13 protein-coding genes are annotated in these 14,671 nt (G+C 67.4%); 4 read left to right on the forward strand and 9 right to left on the reverse strand.

From position 1 onward, the window contains the following. The first annotated feature begins 29 nt into the window (after positions 1-29). Positions 30-2,444 (forward strand): TonB-dependent siderophore receptor, encoded by a 2,415-nt coding sequence (locus FOC67_RS23605; protein ID WP_003129046.1) that lies wholly within the window; start codon positions 30-32, stop codon positions 2,442-2,444. A gap of 172 nt (positions 2,445-2,616) precedes the next feature. On the opposite strand, the gene FOC67_RS23610 is transcribed toward FOC67_RS23605, so the two are convergent. Next, a complete protein-coding gene (locus FOC67_RS23610) occupies positions 2,617-3,474 on the reverse strand; it encodes a PP2C family serine/threonine-protein phosphatase (protein ID WP_003084748.1) in 858 nt (285 codons plus the stop codon). An 85-nt stretch (positions 3,475-3,559) separates the two neighbouring features. On the opposite strand from FOC67_RS23610, the gene FOC67_RS23615 reads away from it, so the two are divergent. Further along, positions 3,560-4,510: a lyase gene (locus tag FOC67_RS23615; RefSeq protein WP_009315079.1), complete on the forward strand. Its 951-nt coding sequence runs from the start codon at positions 3,560-3,562 to the stop codon at positions 4,508-4,510. An 18-nt stretch (positions 4,511-4,528) separates the two neighbouring features. After that, positions 4,529-5,149: a glutathione S-transferase gene (locus FOC67_RS23620; protein WP_009315078.1), complete on the forward strand. Its 621-nt coding sequence runs from the start codon at positions 4,529-4,531 to the stop codon at positions 5,147-5,149. On the opposite strand, the gene FOC67_RS23625 is transcribed toward FOC67_RS23620, so the two are convergent. From FOC67_RS23625 to FOC67_RS23650, 6 genes are all read right to left on the reverse strand, one after another. Continuing rightward, complete coding sequence (locus FOC67_RS23625; protein WP_003084739.1) at positions 5,112-5,297, reverse strand: hypothetical protein; 186 nt, start codon at positions 5,295-5,297, stop codon at positions 5,112-5,114. The two genes, FOC67_RS23620 and FOC67_RS23625, sit on opposite strands and share 38 nt — an antisense overlap. Continuing rightward, positions 5,294-5,596: a hypothetical protein gene (locus tag FOC67_RS23630; RefSeq protein ID WP_003084737.1), complete on the reverse strand. Its 303-nt coding sequence runs from the start codon at positions 5,594-5,596 to the stop codon at positions 5,294-5,296. The genes FOC67_RS23625 and FOC67_RS23630 overlap by 4 nt, the downstream gene beginning before the upstream one ends. Before the next feature lie 49 nt (positions 5,597-5,645). Continuing rightward, positions 5,646-7,004 carry a cell envelope integrity protein CreD gene (creD, locus tag FOC67_RS23635; protein ID WP_003084736.1) on the reverse strand — a complete coding sequence of 453 codons (1,359 nt, stop codon included), beginning with the start codon at positions 7,002-7,004 and terminating at the stop codon, positions 5,646-5,648. A 102-nt stretch (positions 7,005-7,106) separates the two neighbouring features. Beyond that, positions 7,107-8,531 (reverse strand): two-component system sensor histidine kinase CreC, encoded by a 1,425-nt coding sequence (creC, locus tag FOC67_RS23640; RefSeq protein WP_009315077.1) that lies wholly within the window; start codon positions 8,529-8,531, stop codon positions 7,107-7,109. Next, positions 8,531-9,220 carry a two-component system response regulator CreB gene (creB, locus tag FOC67_RS23645; protein ID WP_009315076.1) on the reverse strand — a complete coding sequence of 230 codons (690 nt, stop codon included), beginning with the start codon at positions 9,218-9,220 and terminating at the stop codon, positions 8,531-8,533. Before creB ends, creC begins: the two co-directional genes overlap by 1 nt. Before the next feature lie 84 nt (positions 9,221-9,304). Continuing rightward, entirely contained in the window at positions 9,305-9,814 is a 510-nt protein-coding gene (locus FOC67_RS23650) for an ATP-dependent zinc protease (protein ID WP_003084733.1), read from the reverse strand. A gap of 142 nt (positions 9,815-9,956) precedes the next feature. Here FOC67_RS23650 and FOC67_RS23655 point away from each other — a divergent pair, with 142 nt between their 5' ends. Further along, on the forward strand, positions 9,957-10,844 hold the full coding sequence (locus FOC67_RS23655) for an acyltransferase (RefSeq protein WP_009315075.1): 888 nt from the start codon (positions 9,957-9,959) through the stop codon (positions 10,842-10,844). Positions 10,845-11,162: 318 nt separating this feature from the next. On the opposite strand, the gene FOC67_RS23660 is transcribed toward FOC67_RS23655, so the two are convergent. Next, positions 11,163-11,741: a DUF2780 domain-containing protein gene (locus tag FOC67_RS23660; protein ID WP_009315074.1), complete on the reverse strand. Its 579-nt coding sequence runs from the start codon at positions 11,739-11,741 to the stop codon at positions 11,163-11,165. A gap of 101 nt (positions 11,742-11,842) precedes the next feature. Beyond that, the gene (gene clpG, locus FOC67_RS23665; protein ID WP_003084722.1) at positions 11,843-14,641 is read right to left on the reverse strand and encodes an AAA family protein disaggregase ClpG; all 2,799 of its coding nucleotides are present in this window, start codon (positions 14,639-14,641) and stop codon (positions 11,843-11,845) included. Between the last annotated feature and the right edge of the window lie 30 nt (positions 14,642-14,671).

Here is a 14,671-nt window from a genome sequence, read left to right on the forward strand (position 1 = left end):
AGACTCGTTTCCATCCAGGAGCCCCGCACATGCCCCGCCCGACGTTCCGTCCCGGCCTGCTCGCCCTAGCCATCGCCCTCGCCGTTCCCGCACCGTTCCTCCACGCCGCCCCGGCCGAACAGGCCAGCGTGCGCGACTACCGCATCGCCGCCGGGCCGCTGGCAGGCACCCTGAACCGCATCGCGGCCCAGGCCGGCCTGGTCCTCACCCTGGACCCGGCGCTCGCCGAAGGACGCAGCGCCCACGCCGTACAAGGTCGCTTCGACGCGCCCGGCGCATTGCGCGAAGCGCTCAAGGGCAGCGGCCTGGAGCTGGTGGAAAATGCCGGCGGCACCTACAGCCTGCGCAAGGTGCCGGAAGACACCCTGTCGTTGCAGGCGATGACGGTCAGCGGCGCCGAGGAAGACCCACTGGGGCCGACCAGCGGCTACGTGGCCAAGCGCAGCATGACCGGGACCAAGACCGATACGCCGATCCTCGAGACCCCGCGCTCGATCTCGGTGGCGACCCGCCAGCAGATGACCGACCGCGCCGTGCACAACCTCGACGACGCGGTGCGCTACATGCCCGGCGTCGTCGCCAGCAGTTTCGGCAGCGACTCCCGTTCCGACTGGTTGAAGGTGCGCGGCTTCAAGCCGACCCAGTTCCTCGATGGATTGCCGATGGCGACAGGCTCATACAACAACCCGAAGCTGGAGACCTGGAACCTGGAGCGCCTCGCCCTGCTCCGCGGCCCGGCCTCCTCGGTCTACGGCCAGACCCCGCCCGGCGGCATGCTCGACATGGTCAGCCTGCGTCCGCAGAACGTCGCCAGTCACGAGGTGAAGGCCGAGATCGGCAACTACAACCACAAGCAGATCAGCTTCGACAGCACCGGCCCGATCGACGACGAGGGGCGCTTTCTCTATCGCCTCTCCGGCGTGGTGCGCGACAGCAACACCCAGGTCGACCATATCGACGACAAGCGCTACAACATCGCCCCGAGCCTGACCTGGAACATCGACGACGATACCCGGCTGACCTTCCTCAGCCAATTCAACCGCGACGATACAGCCGCCACCAGCCAATTCTTGCCGTTACGCGGGACCAAATACGACGCTCCGTTCGGAAAGATCTCCCATCACAAAAACCTCGGCGATCCGGACTGGGACTTCTACGACCGCACCTACTATTGGTTGGGCTATTCCTTCGAACGGCGCATCAACGATGTCTGGCAGTTTCGCCAGAACCTGCGCTACCTGCGCAACGACCTGTCGTTCCAGACGCTTACGCCAACCAGCAGTATCGATGCGGCCAGCGCCGACGGCACCTTACAGCGCATGACGACCTCGGTGGACGAGGACATCAGTCAGTTCGTGGTAGATAACAATTTCCAGGCTGACTTCGAGACCGGTGCGCTGCGCCATACTCTCCTGCTGGGTATCGATCACAACCGCACCCGCACCGACTACACCTCGATCTACAACTTCACCGGTGTGCCGCCGACCAACGTCAACAACCCGATCTATGGTCAGCCAATTCCCAAGCCATCGCGCTCTAGTGCGTTCTATGACTACCGACAGAAGACTTATCAGACCGGGCTCTACGTCCAGGATCAGATCGCCCTCGACAACTGGCGCCTGACCCTCGGCGGCCGTGAGGACTGGGTACATGCCGGCGCCACGTTCTACAATCAGAACGATGCCACCAACACCAGCCGCGACAAGAAATTCAGCGGTAACGCAGCTCTGAGCTACATCTTCGACAACGGCCTGGCGCCCTACCTTTCCTATGCAGAGTCATTCCAGCCAAGCACCGGCGCCGACGATATAGGCTCCAACAAGATGTTCAAACCCACCGAAGGCAAACAATGGGAACTGGGCGTCAAGTATCAACCCGTAGGCTCCGATTCGCTGTTCACCGCAGCCGTCTACGACCTACGCCAGGAGAACGTGAGGGTCACCGACAACGTCAATGGGACACCCACTACCTCGCAGGCTGGCGAGGTTAAGGTCACCGGCTTGGAACTGGAAGCCACCAGCAACGTCACAGACAATCTGAAAGTGATCGGTTCCTATAGCTACACCGACACCGAAGTGAAAAAAGGCCAGTACGCAGGCAACCGCCTGCAACAGGCGCCGCGCAACCAGGCCTCGCTATGGGCCGACTACACCTGGCACGAGGGTACGCTGAACGGTTTCAGCGTGGGTGCCGGCGCCCGCTACGTAGGCTCGACCTACGGCGACCAGGCCAACACCTACGACGGCTACGCCGGCTCGTACACCCTGTACGACGCCGCCGTGCGCTACGACCTGGGCCAATTGAACGGCAGCCTGAAAGGCGTCAGCGTGGCGGTCAATGCCAACAATCTGTTCAACAAGGACTACCTGGCGTCCTGCGACGGCTACTACTGCTACTACGGCGACCAGCGCAGCGTGGTGGGCAGCGTCAGCTACAAGTGGTGAGCGACGCGTCACAGGTGCGCAACGGCGGATAACCGCTTCGCGGTTATCCGCCCTACCGCAGAACGTACCTTCCGGGCACCGGATGCCCTCCTCCCGCCTGTGGGAGAGGGCCGGGATATCGGTAGCCGGCGCATCGGGGAGGACCTGCATTCCGGGCGCCGGAGATCGTCGTTCACCCCGCGATCCGACCCCACAGCGCGCTGGCGTCGTCGTGGATCTTGAAACGCGGGAAAGCCAGGGCCTGGTCGTCGCCCTGTTCGATCTCGCGCAACTCGTCGAGCATGGCGCTCACTCCGACGTCCTCGAGGCGCCGCAGCAACTGTTCGTCGGTATAGCGGCGGAAAGGCTCGACCAGCCGGTCGAAGCCGTCGGTCATCAGCACGAAGGAACGCAACGCGGCGAGCGGCAAGGTCTCGCGCTGCACCTGGCCGAGCCAGCGGTCGCTGATGTCCAGCGCCCAGTAGCCCTCGGGCTTGTTCATCAGCAGGCGGTTCTGCCGTACGCGCGGGCGGCTGGCCTTGAACAGTTCGGCGTGATCCCACTGCGGATGTTCCTCGCGCATCCGGCAGAAATGCGCCAGGGATTGCCGATCCAGTTCGTACAGGGCCGAATCGCCGAAGCTGCGTACCTGGCCGTCGGCGCCTTCGACGAGAATCCGGCTGTCGCCGATGTTGAGCAGTTCGATTTCTCCGCCGCGAATCCGCAGCAGGCTCAGGCAGGCCGCCGGCATGTCTTCGAGGTCGTGCCAGTCGCGGCCGCTCTGGGCGCGGAAGTCGCCCTGGATATCGTTGAGCAGGCGCCGCAGCAGGGTCTCGCTGGATTGCTCGGGCTCGACTTCCAGCAGCAACCGCAGGTGCCGGTCCACCGCCTGGGCCAGCCAGCGCGCGTCGCTTTCCACGCCCAGCACGCTGCGACCGATGCTGGTGGCACCGTCGATCACCCAGGCGGCCTGCGCCGTGCAGCCCAGCGCATCGTCGTTCACCGCGCCCCCCGCGCGGCATTCCGCCCCGAGTATTTCCACTGTGGCCATTCGCAGTTCCTCCTATGCTCAATGCGCTGCCAGAATAGCAAGACAGAGCCTTTCCACGTTCCGCTCGTCGTTCCGGGAGAACCGTATGCGTCACCTGCCCTACCCGCTGCTGGGCCTGCTCCTGGCCCTGTCGTCGACCGGCACCGCCCTGGCCGGCGAACAGTACTACCCGCTGGACAAGGGCTCCGCGCCCTACGCGGTCGCGCCCAGTGCACAGGGTGCGGTCTGGTACGGCGCGGACGGCGGGCATTCGCTGGGGCGCCTCGACCCGACCAGTGGCGAGAGCGTGCAGGTGCCGCTCGGCGAAGGCGCGCGGCCGCGAGCCATCGTCAGCGACGAGAGCGGCAACGCCTGGGTGCTCGACAGCGGCCTCAACGCCATCCTTCGCATCGGCGGCGAGCGCCTGGGCAGCGAACGTTTCCCGCTACCGGCCAAGGCCGCGCCGGCCGGGCTCGAGTCCGCGGTATTCGACGACGACGGGCGCCTCTGGTTCACCGGCAGCCGCGGCTTCCACGGTCGCCTCGACCCAGCCAGGCGCCTGGTGGAGGTCTGGCCCTCGCCCCAGGGCAAGGCGGCGAACGGCATCTGCGTCACCCCGGACGGCGAGGTCTGGTACGCGCAGGACGACGCGCTGGTGCATGTCGATCCGCTCGACGGCAGCGCCGAGCGGTTGCCCGCGCCTGAAGGCACGAAGGCCTTGCGCGGGATCGGCGCCGACTCCATCGGCAGGCTCTGGGCCAGCGACAGCGGTGGCGCCCGGCTGTACCGCTACGATCCCAGCGATGCCTCGTGGCAGAGCTGGCCGCTGCCGGACAGCCAGGCCCGCCCGGACAGCCTGCGGGTCGACGCCATGGACCGTGTCTGGCTGCACGACGCCGCCAGCGGGGCGCTCTTGCGTTTCGACAGTGAGCAGGCGACATTCCGCGTCCTGCCCAGCGACCGGCCGGCGCCCGGCAACGCCCTGCTCGGCGGTCGCCCCGGAGAAACCTGGAGCGCCGAGCCTGCCGCCGATCGTCTGCGCGTCGTCCGCGACTGATCCTTCCAAGGAGCCCGCATGAGCGCTACCCATACGCTGTTCTACGCCGCCGCCTCGCCCTTCGTGCGCAAGGTCCTGGTCCTGCTCCACGAAACCGGCCAACGCGAGCGCGTGGCGCTCGAGGAAGTCACGCCGACGCCGGTCGCGCCCATCCGGCAGCTCAACGCCAGCAACCCGGCCGGCAAGATTCCCGCCCTGCGCCTGCCGGACGGCCAGGTGCTGCACGACAGCCGGGTGATCTGCGACTACTTCGACCAGCAGCACGTCGGCGAACCGCTGATCCCCCGCGAAGGCAGCGCCCGCTGGCGACGCCTGACCATCGTCTCGCTGGCGGACGCCGTCCTCGACGCCGCGGTGCTGACCCGCTACGAGACCTTCGTCCGCCCCGAGGAGAAGCGCTGGGACGCCTGGCTCGAGGCGCAGCGGGAAAAGATCGCGCGGTCCCTGGCATGGCTGGAGAGCGACTGCATCGCCGAACTGCAGGCGCGCTTCGACATCGCCGCCATCGGCGTCGCCTGCGCCCTGGGCTATCTCGACCTGCGCCAGCCGGAGTGGGACTGGCGCGGCCGCTACCCGCGACTCGCCGCCTGGTTCGCCGAAGTCAGCCAGCGCCCGTCGATGCAGGCCACCCGCGCCTGACCCCGAGGCCCGCCGACGCCTGCTGCCGCCGCAGACGTTCGGCGCGTTGCAGCCAGGCCGCCGAGGGGCCGGGGAACAGCAGGCCGATCCGCGCCGCCAGGCGCTCGCCGTCGCGACGGTCGTCGCGCAGGCCGACATAGCCGTTCATTTCCAGCACACCAGGCGGAACAGCAGCAGGCCCAGCAACAGCGCGCTCTGTCCGAGCCCCATGCAAAGCTCCAGGAAGGAGCGCACGTGCGGATTGCCGGCGGCGCCCTCGATGCCGCTGAGGCCTTCCCAGAATCCGTCCGGCATCAGCACCAGCATGGCGTGGGCCAGGGGCTTGCCGCTGGCGATCCAGTACTCGATCAGGCCGAACTTGCCGAAGAACAGCAGAAAGATCAGGATCACGCCGCTGACCAGCAGGCCGAGGGCGGCACAGAGGGTGAACTCGAAGAACAGGCGCATGCTTTTCCTCCTTGGAAATCGGCGGCGGCCGGCGCCGCCGCCCTCGTCGTCAGGCCCTGGCGGGTACCGCCGGGAGGTCCTTGCGGCCGACCCCGTACCAGTCCAGGCGGCGGGTCAGCACCATCACCGCGGCAAGCACCGCGAACAGCAGCAGCGAGCCCATCAGCAAGGCGTAGTCCTCCGCGCTCAGCAAGCCGTAGAGCAGGCCGTACAGCCCTGCCAGGCCGACGCTGAAGCCCAGCCCTCGGGCCACGCTGCGCAGGACGAAGCACAGGTAGAAGCCGATCAGGCCGACGCAGGCTCCGGCGGAGACCAGGTAGGCCAGCTCGAAGCCGACATGCTCGGCCAGCGACAGCAGCAGCAGGTAGAAGAACGCCAGCGCCAGGCCGACCAGCGCGTACTGGATCGGGTGTACCGCCAGGCGCTTGAGCACCTCGAAGAGGAAGAAGCCGGCGAAGGTCAGGGTGATGAACAGCAGCGCGTACTTGATCGCGCGGTCGGCCTTCAGGTACTGGTCCACCGGATCGACCAGGCCGACGCCGAAGGCGCGCGCCTGGAAACCGTCGCAGCGCTGCTCCTCCACGCAACTGCGCAGCGCCTCTTCCATGTTGGTGGCGAAGAAGCTGGTCTGCCAGCGCGCGGTGAAGCCCTGGGCGGTGATCTCCCGCTCGCTGGGCAGGAACTCGCCGCCGAAGCTCGGGTGCGGCCAGTCGGCCTTCAGGATGACCTGGCTGTCGCGGCCCACCGGCACGATGTCCAGCCGCTCGCTGCCGAGCAACGACAGGTCGAAGGCGTACTCCAGGCGCTGCGCCTGGCGCCCGTCGACGCCTTGCAGCGGTGCGTGCACACCGCTGCCGAGCAGGCCGACCCGGCTACCCGGCTCGAAGTCGACGCTGGCACCGTTGAGGGACAGGCGCAGGGCATTCTCGATGCCGCGGATGTCGCTGATGCCCATCGCCAGGAACGGCGTTTCGAACTGGTAGTCCTCCAGGTCTTCTTCGATGCCATAGTGCGCAGGCACCTGGAAGTAGCCGGCGACCTTGTTGTCGACGTGGTACAGGCGCGCCTGGTAGATGCCACGGTAGCGCAGCTCGGTGCGCATCTGCCCGTCGAGGGCGAAGCGGTCGGGCAGGAAGTACAGCTCGCCGCGCTGCTCGCGCTCCTGCAACACGCGCTTCTCGGTCTTCTCCTCGGTGACCCACTCGCGCACCGTCCTGCGGTACGGCACCACCAGCAGCGGGCCGGTGAGGCGCTGGCTGTAGCTGGAGCTGCGGGCGATATCCTGCAGCACGCCGTCACGAACCTCCTGGCGATCGCGGATCAGGCCGTCGATCATCAACAGGGGAATCAGCAATAGCAGGATGAGTAGGGCGATGGCGCCGAGCTTGTAGGCCAGCGTGCGGTTCATGGGGGGACTCTCCGTCGGGGTGATGGCGGAAAGTCTGCGGCGCCGCGATGGCGGGCTTCGGGTCGCCGTGTGGAGAGTCGATGGAGTTTCCGTGGAGACGCCTCAGCCGCGCGGCAGCCAGAGCAGCGCCTCGACGCCGTCGTCGCGGTTGCCGACCTGCAACCGGCCGCCATGCAGTTGCGCCACCTCGGCGACGAAGTTCAGTCCCAGCCCGGTGCTCTTGCGCCCGCTGGCCGGGCGCGGCAGCGAGTAGAAGCGTTCGGTGAGGCGCGCCAGGGCGTAGTCGGGAATCGCCGGCCCCTGGTTGAACAGGCGCAGGGCGATACCCTCGCCGTCGGCCTCGGCGAGCAGGCGAAGGATGCCGCCGGGCGGGGTGAAGTCGAGGGCGTTGTCGAGCAGGTTGGCCAGCGCCTGGCGCAGCAGGAACTGCTCGCCGCGAACCTCGCAGGGACCTTCCAGGCAGTTCTCCACCCGCAATCGCTGGCGCTGGATACGCGCCGCCTGGCCTTCCAGCAGGGACGCGGCGATCTCCCGCAGGTCGACCTTGCCGACCTCCTCCAGGCCTTGCCGCTGCTCCACCTGGGCCAGGCTCAGCAGGCGCTCGATCAGTTGTTGCAGGCGCTCGCTCTCGCCGGCGATGTTGCCGACGAAGCGCGCCCGCTGCTCGGCCGGCATCTCGCCGTCGAGCAACTCGGCGGCGCCACGGATCGCCGCCAATGGGCTCTTCAGTTCGTGGGTCAGGGTATGCACGTAGCGCTCGACGTAGTCCTTGCCTTCCAGTTGCGTGCGCATGCGTTCCACCGCGTCGGCCAGTTGCGCCATCTCGCCGCCGCGATAGCGCGGCAGCTCGGCGCGGCGCCCCTCGCTGACCGCCTGTGCGTACTGGGTGAGGCGCCGCAGCGCGCCGCTGAGCCACCAGGAGAGCAGGCCGCCGACCAGCAGCCCGAGGGCGATCAGCCCGGCACCGAGCCAGGCCAGGCGCCGCTGCGAGCGGTCGATGTAGGGTTGCAGGCTGCTGTTCGGCTTGGCCACCGAAACCACCCCGATGATCTTCCCGGCATCCTTGATCGGCGCCGCCACGTACATCACCGAGGAATCCGGGTCGTCCGGGTCTTCGCGGCTGGAGCGCGCGCCGTACTGGCCCCGAAGAGTCAGGTAGACGTCGTTCCAGCGCGAATAATCCTGGCCGACGGCCACCCCGGCGGAGTCCAGCAGCACCTTGCCGCTGGCGTCGGTGACGTAGATGCGGTGGTTCACCGCCTCCTTGCGCAAGCCCCAGATATCCGCCTGCGGCACCCGCTTGCCGTAGTCCTCGAGCATCTCCGGCAGGTCGCTCTGTGCCAGGGTGCCGTTCTTCACGTCCTGGCGGAGGATCTCGGCGAGCAGGTTGGCGGTGTCCACCAGGGTTTCCTCGGTGGACTGGCGCACGCCGGGGCGCACTTCGTCCATCACCGTGCTCAGCACGAAGTAGCCGGTGAGACCGACGAACAGGAAGTAGACCAGGAAGATCCGAACGCCGAGCGGCATCAGGCGTGGTCCGGGCTGTAGCTGTAGCCCAGGCCGCGATGGGTCTGGATCGCTTCGCCGCGTTCGTTCACCTGGCGCAGCTTGGCGCGCAGACTCTTGATGTGGCTGTCGATGTTGCGCTCGTAGCCGGCCTCGCTGGCGACGCCGAGGGCGTCGAGCAACTGCTCGCGGCTGAATACCCGCTCGGGCTGCCCGAGCAGCGTCTGCAACAGGCGGAACTCGTGGCGGGTGAGGTTGAGCGGGGTGTCGCGGTAGTGGATCCGCACGCGCTCCTCGTCGACCTGGAACGGCCCGCTCGGCGTGGCCCCTTCCAGCGCCGCCGGGCGCGGCGCCATGCGCTTGAGGATGGCCTTGACCCGAGCCGCCACCTCGCGCGGGCTGAACGGCTTGACCACGTAGTCGTCGGCGCCGATCTCCAGGCCGACCACGCGGTCGATCTCGGCATCGCGCGCGGTGAGGAAGATCACCGGCACCTCGGAGAACCGCCGCAGGCGCTTGCAGGCCTCGAAACCGCTGATGTCCGGCAGACCGACGTCGAGGATCAGCAGGTCCGCCGGCTGGCGCTCCTGCAACGCCAGCGCCTCGCCGGCGAGGGTCACCCAGGTGGTGGCGAAGCCTTCGGCCTGCAGGGCGTAGAGCAGGGTGTCGGCAATCGCGGCTTCATCTTCGACGATCAGGATATGCGGCATGGCGTGACGGCGGCTGACGGGAATGCCGGAACGGTGCCGCAAGCCGGCGCGCGCGTCAATCGCGCCGCCGGTGGCGTAGGACGCTTACTTGCAGGTGGGCTTGTCGGCGACGAAGCGCTCGGAGGGATCGACCGCGACGTGGAATTTGCGCAAGCCCTTGGTGCCCATCAGGAACGGATAGTTGAAGGCGCTGCGGTCGGTGAGGTTGACCTCGATGGTCTTCATCGCTCCGCCCAGGCAGACCTGCAGGTCGATCACCGGGCGTTCGCTCAGGCGGTCCTCATCCTCGTCCTCGCCGTTGCGGTTGTCGGCGCGGTTCTTGATCTTGCCGATGCGCGCCAGCTTGTGCTCGAACACCGAGCCATCGGCCTCCTTGGTGGCCAGGCGGAAGCGCACCCACTCCTCGCCGTCGCGCTGGAACAGCTCGATGTCCTTGGCCGACAGCGAGGAGGTGTAGGCGCCGGTGTCCATCTTCGCCTGCAGGGTGCGGTCCAGCTCCGGCAGGGAGACCCATTCGTAGCGGCCGTAGAGGTTGGGTTCGGCGGCGAGGACCGGCAGGGCGAACAGCGAGAGCAAGGCAAGGGCACGCTTCACGCGGGCATCTCCTGAAGTGATACGAGGTCCACATAGGACTAGCACGGCGCGGTTTCGTTCGCCACGCCGGCGGCTTGGGCGGCGCGGCGCGGATGCGTATGATGGGCCGCGTCGACCCACACCCAGGACAGGGAAACCAACCATGCGGGAACTGTTGACCGGCCTGACCAGCAGCCTTCTGCTGCTTCTCAACACGCTGATCCTGATCGGCCCGATGATGCTGATCGCACTGCTCAAGCTGGTGCTCCCCGGCCAGCGCCTGAAGGACCTCTGCTCCAGGGGCGTGATGTGGATCGCCGAGACCTGGGCGGAGATCGACAAGTGGATCTTCGCCACCTGCACGCCGACGGTCTGGGACGTGCGCGGCGCCGGCGACCTGCGCCAGGACACCTCGTACCTGGTGGTGAGCAACCACCAGTCCTGGGTCGACATCCCCGCGTTGATCCAGGTGTTCAACCGGCGCACCCCGTACTTCAAGTTCTTCCTCAAGAAGGAGCTGATCTGGGTGCCCTTCCTCGGCCTGGCCTGGTGGGCGCTGGAGTATCCGTTCATGAAGCGCTATTCCAAGGCCTTCCTGGAGAAGCACCCGGAACTCAAGGGCAAGGACCTGGAGATCACCAGGGCCGCCTGCGAGAAGTTCAAGCGCATCCCGGTGACCGTGGTGAACTACCTGGAAGGCACGCGCTTCAGCGAGCAGAAGAAGGCCCAGCAACAGTCGTCCTATCGCCACCTGCTCAAGCCCAAGGCCGGCGGGGTGGCCTTCGTCCTCGCCGCGCTGGGCGAGCAGCTGGACGCCCTGCTCGACGTCACCGTGGTCTACCCGAGCGACAAGGTGCCGGGATTCTGGGACCTGCTCTGCGGACGGGTGCCGAAGGTGATCGTCGACATCCAGACCCGGCCGATCGATCCCGCCCTGTGGCAGGGCGACTACGAGAACGACCCGGTGTTCCGCCAGTACGTGCAGGAATGGGTCTCGCGCATGTGGGAAGAAAAGGACGAACGCATCGCCCGCTTGCGGCAACTGCGCTGAAGTACCGGCCGAAGCACACCCATCTCGTAGGGCGAATAACCGCAACGCGGTTATCCGCCGTTTCCACGGCGCAGCGGCGGATAACGCCGGGGGCGTTATTCGCCCTACCGGTGCGGGCAACGAATACCCGGGGGTCGCACCCACCTCGTAGGGCGAATAACCGCAACGCGGTTATCCGCCGTTTCCACGGAGCGGCGGCGGATAACGCCGAGGGCGTTATTCGCCCTACCGGTGCGGGCAGCGAATACCCGGGCGCCGCACCCACTTCGTAGGGCGAATAACCGCAACGCGGTTATCCGCCGATCCGCTGGCGGCAGATCAGAGCAGCGACGAGCCGCCCGCCTTGCTCACTCCCCAGAGATTGCTCAGGCTGCCCAGCAGCTCGCTGTTGGCGCCCTGCTTGCCGAAGTAGTCGACCAGCACCTGGGCGAACTTCTCGGTCATCCCGCTATCCATGCCCAGGGTGCCGAAGGCCTTGTTCACGTCGCCCATGCTGTCCGCATTGCCGAGCAGCGAACCGAGGCCCTTGCTGTCGCCGCCGCCCTTGCCGAGCACGTTGCCGAGCCCGCCGAGACCGGCCAGGGCGTTGTTGCCGGCCAGCTTGTCGAGGCCGGGGATGGTCTTCACCAGTTGCGAGTAATCGTTGCCGGCCAACTGGTTCTTGGCCAGGCCGAGCAGGGCGCCGGTACCGCCGACCGCCTGCTCCTGGCTGACCCCGAGCTGACCGGTGAGTGCGCCGAGCAGACCGCTGGTCTGCGGGGTGGTGGCTACCTGGGCGGAGTCGCCCTGGGACGCCCCGGCGACCGCCTTGGCGGCATCCCCGAGATTGAAGGCGAACGCGGAGGCGGCGCTGAGCAGCAGGGCCGCGGCCAGGGTAGCGTGAGTGGTGACGCGCATCGGCAATTCCTCATGAGATATCGAACGCCCCGGCCGCATTCGCAGGCCGGGGTGAGATTTCGACCGGCCGGCCGGTGCCTTGTTCCCCAACCTTGGTCGGGTCACTTGGCCTTCGGCTTGTCGGCCTTGCCCTTGGCGGCGGCGCCTTTCTTCGCCGCCGGCTTCCTCGCCGCCGTCGCGCGGCCCCTGGGCGTCTCGCCGGCACCGGACTTCTTGCGTGCCGCCGGCTTCGGCGCGGCGCCCTTGCGGTAGCCGACGCCGTCCTTGGCGTCGTAGAAGAAGGTGACCGTCTCGCCCTCCTTCACCTCGCCCTTGAGCATCGCCGTGGCCAGGCGCGTCTCCAGTTGCTGGCGGATCTGCCGCTTCAGTTCGCGGGCGCCGAACTCCGGCTGGTAGGCCTCTTCGGCGAGGTGGCCGACCAGGCTGTCGTCGATGTGCAGGTAGATGTCCTGGGCGTGCGCGGCGCGCTTCACCCGCTCCAGTTGCAGGCGCACGATGTCCTCGATCTGCGCCTTGCTCAACGATTCGAAGACGATCACCTCGTCGAGGCGGTTGAGGAATTCCGGGCGGAAATGCCCGCGCAGGGTAGTCATCAGTTCGCGCTTGAGCTTCTCCGGCGGCTGGGCGAACTCGCCGGCCTGGGCGTTCTTCATGATCAGCTCGGAGCCGAGGTTGCTGGTGGCGATGATGATGGTGTTGGTGAAGTCCACCACGCGCCCCTTGCCGTCGGTCAGGCGGCCGTCGTCGAACACCTGCAGGAGGATGTTGTTGACGTCGGCGTGGGCCTTCTCGATCTCATCGAGCAGGATCACGCTGTACGGCCGCCGGCGCACCCGCTCGGTGAGCTGGCCGCCCTCGTCGTAGCCGACGTAGCCCGGCGGCGCACCGATCAGCCGGGACACCGCGTGGCGCTCCATGTATTCGCTCATGTCGATGCGGATCATCGCGTCTTCGTCGCCGAACACCACCTCGGCCAGGGCCTTGGCCAGCTCGGTCTTGCCCACCCCGGTCGGGCCGAGGAACAGGAAGGTGGCGATCGGCCGGCTGCCCTGGCGCAGCCCGGCGCGGGCCAGGCGCACGGCATCGCTGACCGCGGTGATCGCTTCCTGCTGGCCGATCACCCGCTGGTGCAGGCGCTCTTCCATCTGCAGGAGCTTCTCGCGCTCCTCGGCGGTCAGTTCGGTGACCGGGATGCCGGTGAGCTTGGAGATGATCTCGGCGATGTCCTCGACCCGCACCTCCTCGGTCTTCGACCCCTGGGTCTGCTGCCAGCGCTCGGTGATCTGCTCGAGGTGTTCCTTGCGTTCCTGGATGCGTTTCTCGAAGACCTTCGCCTCGTCGTACCACTTGCGGCTGGCGGCGTAGTCCTGCTCGCGCTTGAGCTGCGCCAGCTCGGCCTCCAGTTCCTGGATCTCGGCCGGCCGCGAGGTGCTGGCGATGCGCACGCGGGCGGCGGCCTGGTCGATCAGGTCGATGGCCTTGTCCGGCAGGAAACGGTTGCCGATGTAGCGGTCGGACAGTTCGGCGGCGGCGACGAAGGCCTCGTCGCGGATGGTCACCTTGTGGTGGCCTTCGAGCTTGTCGCGCAGGCCACGGAGGATGGAGATGGTCTGCTCCACCGTCGGCTCGGGGACGAACACCGGCTGGAAGCGCCGCTCCAGCGCGGCGTCCTTCTCGATGTACTTCTGGTACTCGTTGAGGGTGGTGGCGCCGATCAGGTTCATCTCGCCGCGCGCCATCGCCGGCTTCAGCACGTTGGCCACGTCCAGCCCGCCTTCGCCGCCGCCCTGGCCGGCACCGACGATGGTGTGCACCTCGTCGATGAACAGGATGATCTCGCTCTGCGCCGCCTGCAGTTCGTCCATCACCTGCTTGAGGCGTTCCTCGAACTCGCCGCGGTACTTGGCGCCGGCGACCATGGCGTTGATGTTCAGTTCGACCAGGCGCTTGTCGCGCAGCACCTCCGGCACCTCGCCCTGGACCATGCGCTGGGCCAGGCCTTCGACGATGGCGGTCTTGCCGACGCCGGGCTCGCCGATCAGCACCGGGTTGTTCTTCTTGCGCCGGGCGAGCACCTCGATGGTGGTCTCGACTTCCTTCGAGCGGCCGATCACCGGATCGAGCTTGCCTTCGCGGGCCAGCCGGGTCAGGTCGCGGCTGAACTTGTCCAGTTGCGGAGTGTTGCTCGGGCCGTCCACGCGGCCGTCCTCGGCGCCCTTGCCGACCACCTTGACCGCTTTCTGCCGTAGCGCCTGCTCAGTCAGGCCGTACTTCTTCAGGAGCGTCCCGGCGAAGCTGTCCGGCACCGCCGCCAGGCCGAGCAACAGGTGCTCGGGGCCGACATAGCTGTGGCCGAGTTCGCGGGACAGGGCGAAGGCATGCTGCAAGGCGCTCTTCACCCGTGGCGAGATGGTCATGTCCTCGCTCGCCTCGCCCTTGCTGGCGCCGCGCACGGCGTTGGCCTCGATGTACTGCTTGAGGTCGGCCGGCGACAGGCCGAACTGCTTGAGCACCGCCTGCACCACGTCGGCGTCGGCCAGGGCGTAGAGCAGGTGCTCGGTGTCCACTTCGCGCTTGCCGAATTCGGCGGCGACCTGCGCGGCGCGTTGCAGGTACTCGGTGGTCTGCTTGCTGAAGTACTCGGCGATGTCCACCGCCTCCGGCTCGCGGGCGCGCACCGGGGTGACCGGGCTCTGCTCGCCGAAGCCGGAGAAGATCTCGTCGAACGGGCTGCCGCCGCCGAACAGCGACTCCAGCGGCGAGCGCATGCGCTGCTGGCGCATCAACTGGCGGTAATGCAGTTCGCAGAGAGCGAGTTCGCGGCGCTGGCCGTTCTGTACCAGGCTGACGCGGGCGACGGCGGGACGTTCGTGGCAGATAGCGCAAAGTTCCTGGGCCATGGGAGGACTCCTGTTTCCACGGAAGGTGGG

This window comes from Pseudomonas sp. FDAARGOS_761 (assembly GCF_013343155.1).
Taxonomy (GTDB): domain Bacteria; phylum Pseudomonadota; class Gammaproteobacteria; order Pseudomonadales; family Pseudomonadaceae; genus Pseudomonas; species Pseudomonas aeruginosa.